The organism is Brachyspira catarrhinii (assembly GCF_005518285.1).
Lineage (GTDB): Bacteria > Spirochaetota > Brachyspiria > Brachyspirales > Brachyspiraceae > Brachyspira > Brachyspira catarrhinii.
On sequence record NZ_SJDU01000042.1, the window covers coordinates 1 to 11,043 of the forward strand.

The following is an 11,043-nucleotide window of genomic DNA, read 5'->3' on the forward strand; positions in this document are numbered from 1 at the left end:
TCGTTTTGATTATTATTACAGCCAATTAACGCAAAAACCGTAATAATAATTGTTAAGATTTTTTTTAACATCTTTTTTCTCCTTTGCCATTTTGTTTAATATGGCATTTATTTAATTTATTTATTTATTCCTACTTTATCTATCCAATCTCTAACCGTATTTCTCGCCCCGCTAACATTTCCGCTTCTAACATCCAAGCCTTCGGTTATCGTGGAATTAGGACATAAAGCCCTTATATCCGTCAAACTTCTTCCCAATCTTGAGCCTCCATGCGTTCCTATAGGAGCGATGGTTTTGCCCGAAAAATCGTTATCTTGCAAAAATCTTTTAACTACTTGCGGTATCGTTCCCCACCAAATCGGATAAACCAATATTATAGTGTCGTAAGAAGATAGATTATTAATTTGATTTCTAATCGCTGGCAAATAATTATTGTCTAATTCTTCCCTTGCTTGTTGCGTGGCTTCTCTATATTGACTTGGATACGGTTGAGCTGGAACGATTTCAAATATATCTCCGCCCGTTATATCTCTCGCATAACCCGCCAAAGTCCTCGAGTTTCCGCTCCAAGAAAAATAAACGATAAGAATTTTATTATTATCGTCCGCCGCAATATTAATCGCATTTGCAGAATTTTCTTTATATTCAGCTGTCATAATATTAGCGTTTTCAGTCGTATTGTTTTGAGCGTTCGCTTGATTACCGCAAGAAAACAATACTAAACTTGCAAGCAATAAAGTTATTGTTTTTAATGTTTTAGTCATCTCGACCTCCCGTTTATTTAATTTTTTACTATTGCCTATTTATATTGATTATTATAGTGAATTGAAATTTTTAATCAACGGACATGATTTTATTTATTGTCCCTTATACCACAAATATTTTGATTGTGAGGTATAAAAATCTTAAAAAAGGATATAAATTTAATATGAATTCAAAAACGAACAAGAAAAAAGAAGATTTAAGAATGATAAAAACCAAAGAAATTATAAGAAATACTTTTGAAAGTATGATACTTGAAATGGATTACGATTATATTACTATAAAAGAGCTTACCAAAAGAGCTAAAATCAATAGAAAAACTTTTTATTATCATTATAAAAGTTTAGACGATTTACTACTTGAAATACAAAAGGGCATATATAATCCTTTTATAGAAAAAGAGATTTCTTATGAAAATCTTGAAGATATAAAATATTTAATAAGATTATTTTTTGAAATAATGCATAACAATCCCATAAATGAAAGAATAATATGCAGCGAAAATTATAAATACATAAACGATAAAATAGTGAAAAAGATTATAAATTATAGAAAGAAAAACGATGGAGGGGCTTTTTCGGATAACAAAGCTTATGAAAATATAATTTTTTCATTTTATGGCGCAAGTTCCTCGATTATTTATAGGCAATGGGTAGCGGACGGTAAAAAGTTATCGTTGGAAGAAATAAAAGAGCTTGCCGTAAAGTTAGTTTGTCATGGTTTGGAAAGTATAATGAAAAAATAAAAAATTCGGTTTTATTCTAATTGATTTTAGTTTAATAATTAATAAAAAGCCTCCCGAAAACTCGGGAGACTCTTACAAATATAATTTAAAGGAAATATGAAAAAATTTAACTTATTATCTAATTTATCGTCCTTTTAATCAATAATTCAATTATTATACAACATTACAAATTATTTTGCAAGTCGTTAAAAATATCTTTCAAAGTAGTTTTCTTCAATTCTTTTTCCATAGATTTTTGAATCTCGTCCAATTTCGGAAGCAATATTTTTGTTATATTATTTCCAACGGGACATTTTGAATTTGGCTTTTTATGAAACGAAAATAATTTTCCGTCCAAACTTTCGACAGCTTCAAATATTTCAAATAAAGTTATATCTTTAGCTTTTTTATTCATTTTTATTCCGCCCGTTCCTCTTTTTACCGTGATAATGCTCGCTTTTTGCAATTGAAGTAAAATATTTCTTATTATAACGGGATTTACATTCACGCTTCCCGCCAAAAAATTAGAGGTTATTTTTTTATCTTCAAACAACAAAATGCATAAAAGAGTATGAATGGCTATGGTAAACCTTGAACTTATTTTCATTAAACTTATCTCGCAATTTCAAATATTAAATCAATTATATAATAATTTTAATAAATTCCAATAAAAAAAATTTAATTGTAAGTATTGACATTACATTTCAAATATGTTATAATTTATTGTAATAATAGCTATTACAATATCTTTAATTAAAGATAAAAACAAAAATTAAAAAATGCCAAAGCGATTGGCGAAGGAGTAAAAAAATGAAGATAGCGATAATAGGAGCTACGGGAAAAGCTGGAAAATTAATTATGGAAGAGGCTTTGAAAAGAGGCTTGGATGTTACGGCGATAGTGAGAAACAAATCTAAACTTTCAAATTCGAGCGTTAAAGTAATCGAAAAAGATTTATTCGATTTGAAGAAAGAGGATTTAAAAGATTTCGACACTGTCGTAAGCGCGTTTGGAGCATGGGAAGAAAAAGAACTTCCTAAACATGGCGAAGTGATGAATCATTTATGCGACATATTGGCGGATACGAATATCAGATTAATGGTTGTCGGAGGAGCCGCGAGTTTGTTTGTAAATAAAGAGCATACTATGATTTTAATCGACAGTCCCGATTTTCCAAAAGATTGGATAAACTTGGCTAAAAATTCCAATAAAGCGTTTGAAATATTGAGAGGCAAGAAAAATGTTTTATGGACATATATTTCGCCTTCCGCGGATTTTCAAGCCGATGGAAAAAGAACGGGAGAATACAATATAGGAGATAAAGACGAGTTATGCGTTAACTCAAAAGGAGAAAGCATGATAAGTTACGCGGATTACGCGATAGGTTTTGTGGACGAAATAGAAAATAAAAAATATTTGAATAAAAGAATAACTTTCGTCTCAAAATAATATTTAAAAAGCAAAATTAACACAAAAATTTAACATTAAAAAAAGGAGAAATTAAATGAAAAACTTAATTATTTTTGCTCATACTTTTTGGAAAAATTCTAAAGTAAATAGAGCGCTTTTGGAAGAATTGAAGGATAACAAAAATGTAAATATCCATAATTTAAGTGTCATTTATCCCGATGGCAAAATAAATTCCGTAAAATCGGAAGTGACGCTTTTGAAGGAAGCGGATAATATTATTTTTCAATTTCCTTTATTTTGGTATAGTATGCCAAGTATATTAAAGGAATGGCAGGATATAGTTTTAGCTGATATACTTTATGGAAGCGAGCCAAAAGCTTTAGAAAATAAAACTTTTAAGATTATAACTACAGCAGGAAGTGAAAAATCTTTTTACGATACTTTGGATTTTAATATGAATGAAATTCTATCGCCAATAAATTTGAGTTTCAAATTTATTGGAGTGAAAATCGAAGAACCTTTTTGTATTTATGGAGCGAATAAAGATAATTTGCCTATAAAAGAATATTTGAATATTTTTAAATAAAAATATTTGATATTAGAGTAAACTCAAAAAGCGCATATATTTATTAAAAAATATATGCCCTTTATTTTTCGCTTCCCGCAGGGACACCGTTGGTGAAAGCGGGCGGTAACCAAAATCATTTAATAAATTTATTAAATAAAATTAAGCCGCTCCAGAATCTCTATTATCTTTACCATGACAATATTTATATTTTTTACCGCTTCCGCAAGGACAAGGGTCGTTTCTTCCGATTTTATTTGTCATTTTTACTTGAGCATGTCCCATTTTAGGTTTTCCCTGCATATTGTTATCCATAGCGCTTACATTTCCTTTTTCTTCCACTCCGCCGTCAAACGCACTTTCTCTTTCAACCGCGTTAAACGAATTAGGAACTATTCTTACTCGCATTATCAAATTGACAAGCTCGTTATATATTGTATTCATTGTGGAAACGAACATTTTATAGCCTTCCAATTTATATTCGGTAAGCGGATTTTTTTCGGCGTATCCTCGAAGTCCTATTCCTTCTCTTAAACCGTCCATAGAAAATAAATGGTCTTTCCATCGATTGTCTATTACCGAAAGAAATATATTTTTTTCAACTTCTCTAAATACTTTTTCATCGACTAAAGTCGCTTTTTTTCTATAAGTTTCAATAAGCAAATTTGTTATATTTTTTGTAGCGTTGTCGATTCCGCCTTCTATAGCCTTATTAACCGCTTCCTCGTCTATTCCTATCGAATAACTGTTAAACCATTTTATTATTTCTATAGGATTTATATTTTTACTGTCGCTTATATTCTTGATTGTAGATTCGGCGACATCCGAAATTATCTCTTCTATTCTTTGAGATATATTTTCCGAATAAAGTATATAATCTCTTTCCGAATAAATCGCCATTCTCTGCTGATTCATAACATCGTCATATTCGAGCAAATGTTTTCTTATATCGAAATTTCTGCCTTCCACTTTTCTTTGGGCGTTTTCTATAGATTTGTTGAGCCATTTATGTCCAAGCTCTTCCTCTTCGCCCATTCCCATCGCAAGCATCATACTTGAAACTCTCTCTCCTCCGAAAAGTCTCATCAAATCGTCTTCGAGCGACAAATAAAACACGCTTAAACCAGGGTCGCCTTGCCTTCCGCTTCTTCCTCTGAGCTGATTGTCGATTCGTCTTGCTTCATGCCTTTCGCTTCCTATTACATGAAGTCCGCCAACGGATATAACTTTTTCTTTATCCGTTTTGGATTTTTCATTAATTTGAATTATCCTATCGATTTTTTCAATCATTTCCAAAATATTATTTTTTTCTGCAATCTCTTTAGCTTCTTCCGTTTTCCCCGATATTATAAGTCTGACGAAAGCTTCTTTATATAAATCTATTGATTTTACTTTTTTTGTAAGCTCTTCTTTTTTATAAGGGTCTCGCTCTTTAAATGCCTTGTCTCTCATTAAAACGAGAATTTGCTCTATTTCGTTTACGCCTTTCGCTACGGGATTTCCTCCCAAAACTATATCCGTTCCTCTTCCCGCCATATTTGTAGCCAAAGTAACCGCTCCAGGTTCTCCCGCTTGCGCTATTATTGACGCTTCTCTCGAGTGATTTTTAGCGTTTAAGACTTCATGATTTATTTTATATCTTTTAAATATTTTAGATAATTCTTCGTTCATTTCAACCGACACAGTTCCGACAAGGACGGGTTTTCCTTCATCTTGAAGAGTTTTTATATATTTTGCCAAAGCCTCGAATTTAGCCTTTTTAGTTCTATATATTTTATCCGACAAATCTTCTCTCGCCACAGGTTTATTGGTAGGAATTACGGCGACATCCAATTTATATATTTTATAAAATTCTTCCGCTTCGGTTTCCGCAGTTCCCGTCATGCCCGATAATTTCGGATACATTCTAAAATAATTTTGAAAAGTGATTGTGGCGTAAGTTTGAGATTCGTTTTGTATTGCGACTTTTTCTTTCGCTTCTATAGCTTGATGAAGTCCATCGCTGTATCTTCTGCCTTCCAAAACGCGTCCCGTGAATTCGTCAACGATTAAAACTTGTCCGTCCGTCACCATATAATCGACATCTCTTTTAAAGACTTTATGCGCCTTCAAAGCCTGATTGACATGGTGAACTATAGTGCTGCTTTGCGCTCCGTATAGATTTTCCACATTAAGAAGTTTTTCGACTTTATGAACGCCTTCTTCGGTAAGATAAACATTTTTGTCTTTTTCGTCCAATACATAATCTCCCGTTCCTGCGACTTCTCTCATTCTTTCGTCCGTTTCCGCCTGTTTTAGCATTGGAATTATTCTGTCTATTTCGTAATACATTTTAATATTTTTTTCGGCTGGACCAGATATTATAAGAGGAGTTCTCGCTTCGTCTATCAATATGCTGTCGACTTCGTCCACTATTGCGTAATAAAATTTTCTTTGAACTTTATCCTCTTTTCTTATTACCATATTGTCTCTTAAATAATCGAAACCGAATTCGTTATTAGTTCCGTAAACGACATCTCTTGAGTAAACTTCTCTCCTTTCTGGCGAATGAGGTTTTGTGTCGTCCAATATTCCAACCGATATTCCAAGCATAGAATAAATCGGCATCATCCATTCGGCGTCTCTTTTTGCAAGATAATTATTTACCGTCACCACATGCACTCCGAGTCCCGTCAATGCATTTAAATATACCGCTAAAGTCGCAACAAGAGTTTTTCCTTCTCCCGTTTTCATTTCGGCTATTCTTCCTTGATGCAAAACCACTCCGCCCATAACTTGAACATCGAAATGTCTCATTCCCGTTGTCCTTACGCTCGCTTCTCTTACTACGGCAAAAGCTTCGGGTAAAATTTCATCCAATATAGTTTGCAATTTTTTATTATTTTCTTCCACGCTTAAATCAAGCTCTTCCGTTTTGCATCCGATATATTTTTCTACTCGCTCTCTGAATTCTTTCGTTTTATTTGCAAGTTCTTCGTTGCTTAATTTTTTTATATTCTCTTCAAACGATAAAGTTCTTTCGGCTATAGGCTTCAATATTTTCTCATCGTTTTGAGATTTTGAACCGAATATTAATTTAAATACAATGTCCATCGCTCCCATAATCGAGTGTCTCCTTAATTAAAAACTTAATAAAAAATAAATATAATAGATTTTATAATTTTTATTCTATTAAAACTTAAAACTAATGATAACATAAAATTTAAATATAACAACAAATACGCGGTATATCTAATATGTGACATAGTAATTACCAAGACATTTGATAACCGAAACCAAAATAAAAATCGCTTAAAGAAATTTTTTGAAAGCCTTCAATTTTATTTGGCATTTTCAAAGCGATTGATATAAAAGGCTCTCCCGTTATTATATTGTAGGAAATAATCGGGATGCTTGCCTTTGTTCCGATTTTTAATCCGATAGAATGCATATAATCTTTATCGTAATAAGCGAATCTGTAAGATAACGAAGCGAAAAAATTATCAAAATAAATATGACTTAAATTAAATTGCGAATCGACAAATCCCAAAAATTCTATGTCTCCCGCTAAAAAATAATTATCCGAAAGATTTTTTTGTTTAACATAAGCATGAAATTCCGCTGGAGCGCTTACATATTTTGTTCCGAAAATTTTTGAAGTTCCGTCAAAAGAAACCAACCCTCTTGAAACATAAGCTCCGTAAAAACTCATTCTTATTGGAATATATCTCGTTTGAAATTGAGAGCTGAAATCGAATCCGAATCTGTTATATTTTACCGAATACATTGGATATAAAGAAATTCTTATTAAATCGTCTCTGTAGGGTTTATCCGCTCTCGTTCTAAAAATGAAAGAAGCCTGCAAAGTCGTCACAAAAGTCCACGAATCATATTTCCATTTGAAAGCGCTCGATATATAATTTGGAATCGTATCTTCCGAAAATAAAGCTCCGTATAGAATCGGGCTTAAATAGAAAGATACTTTATCGCTTTCTGTGTAAAGTTTAAATTGCATATCAATCGAACCACTTAACTGCCAATAATTATAAGTAGAATAAACGACTTGACTGTCGAAATGAAAATTCAACGGATATAATAAACTATAAGAAGTTAGATTAAATTCCGTTTGCAAAAATAACGAAGGAATATCAAGCCCAAGCCAAATATTAGCCGAATTCTTGCGTGAAGGAGAAGCCAAATAAGAAAAAATTCCAAATCCGTTTATAAAATACGGAAAAGAAGTATTTATTTGAGGAAGCGGCGCCCAAGTCGCAAAAGGTTTAATATATTTAAATTGATTATATTTGCCGAGTTCCATCTCGGGAGTAAAATTATACTTTTCTATAGTTTTTGAAACGAAAGAAAAATTTTTTATTTGAGGTTCAATCGTTTTATCGAATTTCATTAACCTGTCATGTTCCGAAAATTTGCCTTTATAATAAATAGAATTATCCGCATAAACGGGAGATAAAATTCCGCCAGAAAAATCTTTATCGTAAAGTTTTATATTATTCGCATTCAAATCCAATTCTCCCAATTTATAAAATCTGTCGTTATTGTTATAAGAAAATAAAAGTTTGCCGTTTGAATGTCTTAAATATTTGACATAATTTAAAGTGTCGTCTCTTGTTTCCACATATCTTAAAGTTTTTGTTTGATAATTGAAAATCGCAATTTTTTTTATTCCAAAGTCGGTTATTATCAAAGCTATATTATTGTCGTCAATAACGGTTGGCGAAGAATAAGAAAAATTATCGTTCGCTTCAAGCAAAATTTCTTTATTTTCGTTTTCGTCAATATAAATCAAAACGGCGTTATGCAAATCTTTTCCGATTCCGATTATTCCGTCTCTGAAAAATCTCGCGTATTGAATATCCGCCCATTTTCTTTTTGTTCTTTTCTTTTTCTCCAAATCGTATTCTTTTGTAATATATCTATAAAGTCCCGCGTTATAAGTCATAGAAACTATTAAAGCTCTTTTTCCGTCCGAAGAAATATCCAAACTTTCCGAAGTTCTATCGATATAAAATTCCAATTTCAAATCTTTTTTTTGATTATTTCCGTTTCTATTTTGTTTGTAAGAATAAAAAGCTCCGACATTATTGTCTATATAATAAACTTTATCTCCGTATGAATGCAAATCTCCAATATAAGTTTCTTTGTCATTAACTCTCAAATCTTCGCTTGGACTGACATTTTCGAGCGCCAAATAATTTTGAAAATCTCCCCATACTTCCATAAAGTTAATTCCATAGACTTTTTTAAACGCGCCATAAAAACCAGAATTATAAATCAAAAAAGAAAAAGATAATTTTTTTCTCATTACATTCCATAGTTCGTTGTATTTTTCAATTCCAAATCTGTCTATCAAATATTTTGAAAATAGTCCGCCGTATAAATAATAAGAATCGGAAGGTCTTTTACTCCAAATATCGCTTAATTGTATCGGAGTTTTAAATTTTCCTTCGTAAATATCCTGCCTCAATGTCTGTTTGACAAAAGGGTCGTTCGCTCTTCCAAAACCTTTATGACTTTCCATACTCACGCTTATTCCCTCAAGCATGAAAATCGGAGTATTAAAAAAAAGCATTGAAGCCCAATTTCCCAAAACTTTTGTAGGATAACCCGCGTTTTCTGAAGCCAAACTTAATGAATGAGTAAGCTCATGAATAAAAGTTACCTTAAAGTTATCGTTGTCCAATGTTTCGTCCGTTTCAATAGTGTCGAATAAAACAATAGCGGGATAGGGTAGAGGAGTAGACCATGCGTTGAATACATTTATATCGGGAGTTATTGTGATTGGGATTTTTCCGTCAACTTCGCTATTTAAAATTGTGGAATATTCTTTATATATATCGTCCGCAATTTTAGCTAATTTTTCCGCTGTTCTTCTCGATTCCATTGGAAAGATTATTTCAAATTTTTCGGTTTGTATAGTGTATAATTTTCTAAAAGGTTTGAAAACGGCATTTTGAGAATAAGATAGTTCAAATATAATTAAAAAAACTAATATTATAAATATAATAAATTTCTTCATATATAAATGATAACAGAATTTTTTAAAATTACCAATGAAACTATGAATAAAATTACCATGACATTTGAAGTCCTACGCCAATATAAAAATCGTTAAAAGAAATTTTTTGAAAACCTTCGATTGTTTTTGGAATTTTTAAAGCGAGCATTATATAAGGTTCTCCTTGTAAATTAAAATAACCGATTGGAATTCCCGCGTCCGTTCCCACTTTTAACGCGACTGAATGCATAAATTCTTTATCGTAATATGCGAATCTATAAGACAACGAAGCAAAGAAGTTATCAAAATAAATATGGCTCAAATTAAAATTAGCGTCAACATATCCTAAAAGCTCGACATCTCCCGCTAAAAAATAATTGTTCGCAAGATTTTTTTGTTTTGCGTAAGCATAAAATTCTGGCGGAGCGCTTACATATTTTGTGGCGAATATTCTTGAAGTTCCGTCAAAAGAAGCAATTCCGTTTAAAACATAAGCGCCATAAAAACTCATTCTTATCGGAATATATCTCGTTTGAAATTGGGCTTCAAAATCTAATCCGAATTTGTTATAATTTGCCGAATACATATTATATAAAGCCAAACTTATCAAATCGTCTCTGTAAGGTTTATCGGAGTTTACATTAAAAGTAAAAGAAGTCAGTAAAGTTGTCGTCAAACTCCAAGAATTATATTTCCACTTAAACGCGCTCGAATTGTCGTTTGCTCTCACATTTTCCGAAAATAAAGCCCCGCTAATTATTGGAGCGATTCCGAAATATACTTTATCGCTCTCGGTAAAAATAGGAAATTGCATATTAATAGAACTTCCTAATCTCCAATATTTATTAGATGTAGAATAAATTACTTTGCTGTCGAAACTAAAATTTAACGGATATAATAAACTCGAAGAAACAAGACTTAAATCCGTTTGCAAGAATTTTGAAGGAATATCGAATCCCAGCCATAAAGTGGCAAAATTATCCGTAGAAGGCGAACTCATAACCGACAATATTCCAAAACCGTTTATTTTATATTGATAAGTGTCGTTATATTGAAAAAACGGAATCCAAGAAGCCCAAGGTTTCGCGTATTTAATCGGGTTATAATTTTTTAGTTCCATTTCTGGAGTAAAATCGTATCCTTCTATGGTTTTTGAAGTAAGCGAAATATTTTTTATTTGAGGTTTAACGCTTTCGTCAAATTTCATTAATCTGTTATATTCTGAAAAATTGCCAATATAATAAATCGAACCTTCCGCATAAACGGGAGCAAAAACTCCGCCCGAAAAATCTTTATCGTAAAGTTTTATACTATTTGCATTTAAATCCAATTCTCCCAATTTGTAAAATCTGTCGTTATTATTATAAGAAAATAAAAGTTTGCCGCCCGAGTATCTTAAATATCTCGCAAAATTTAAACTTTCGTCTCTTGTTTCTATATATCGCAAAGTTTTTGTTTGATAATTGAAAATCGCAATATGCCTTTTTCCAAATTCTGAAACTATTAAAGCTATATTATTGTCGTCAATAACAGTTGGCGAAGAATAAGAAAAATTATCGTTCGCTTCGAGCAGAATTTCTTTATTTT

At 31.7% G+C, this 11,043-nt stretch carries 7 protein-coding genes and 1 pseudogene; 3 read left to right on the forward strand and 5 right to left on the reverse strand.

Annotated elements, in window-relative coordinates; genetic code table 11:
- Positions 1-116: 116 nt before the first annotated feature.
- Positions 117-764, reverse strand: a complete 648-nt coding sequence (locus EZH24_RS02865) for a flavodoxin (protein ID WP_236847044.1) — start codon at positions 762-764, stop codon at positions 117-119.
- Between the two features lie 164 nt (positions 765-928).
- Here EZH24_RS02865 and EZH24_RS02870 point away from each other — a divergent pair, with 164 nt between their 5' ends.
- Positions 929-1,507: a TetR/AcrR family transcriptional regulator gene (locus tag EZH24_RS02870; RefSeq protein WP_161976095.1), complete on the forward strand. Its 579-nt coding sequence runs from the start codon at positions 929-931 to the stop codon at positions 1,505-1,507.
- A 163-nt stretch (positions 1,508-1,670) separates the two neighbouring features.
- Here the strand turns inward: EZH24_RS02870 and EZH24_RS02875 are convergent, their stop codons facing one another.
- On the reverse strand, positions 1,671-2,093 hold the full coding sequence (locus EZH24_RS02875; protein ID WP_137997625.1) for an Rrf2 family transcriptional regulator: 423 nt from the start codon (positions 2,091-2,093) through the stop codon (positions 1,671-1,673).
- Between the two features lie 203 nt (positions 2,094-2,296).
- Here EZH24_RS02875 and EZH24_RS02880 point away from each other — a divergent pair, with 203 nt between their 5' ends.
- Together EZH24_RS02880 and EZH24_RS02885 are read left to right on the forward strand one after the other, a co-directional pair.
- On the forward strand, positions 2,297-2,935 hold the full coding sequence (locus EZH24_RS02880; RefSeq protein ID WP_137997626.1) for an NAD(P)-dependent oxidoreductase: 639 nt from the start codon (positions 2,297-2,299) through the stop codon (positions 2,933-2,935).
- Positions 2,936-2,990: 55 nt separating this feature from the next.
- Complete coding sequence (locus tag EZH24_RS02885; protein ID WP_137997627.1) at positions 2,991-3,482, forward strand: NAD(P)H-dependent oxidoreductase; 492 nt, start codon at positions 2,991-2,993, stop codon at positions 3,480-3,482.
- A 141-nt stretch (positions 3,483-3,623) separates the two neighbouring features.
- On the opposite strand, the gene secA is transcribed toward EZH24_RS02885, so the two are convergent.
- The 3 genes and pseudogenes from secA to EZH24_RS13970 all read right to left on the reverse strand — a co-directional run.
- Positions 3,624-6,563, reverse strand: a complete 2,940-nt coding sequence (gene secA, locus EZH24_RS02890; protein ID WP_137997628.1) for a preprotein translocase subunit SecA — start codon at positions 6,561-6,563, stop codon at positions 3,624-3,626.
- Positions 6,564-6,711: 148 nt separating this feature from the next.
- Positions 6,712-9,477 carry a TreP protein gene (locus tag EZH24_RS02895; protein WP_137997629.1) on the reverse strand — a complete coding sequence of 922 codons (2,766 nt, stop codon included), beginning with the start codon at positions 9,475-9,477 and terminating at the stop codon, positions 6,712-6,714.
- Positions 9,478-9,529: 52 nt separating this feature from the next.
- A pseudogene (locus tag EZH24_RS13970) lies at positions 9,530-11,043 on the reverse strand (TreP protein); the annotation flags it as partial.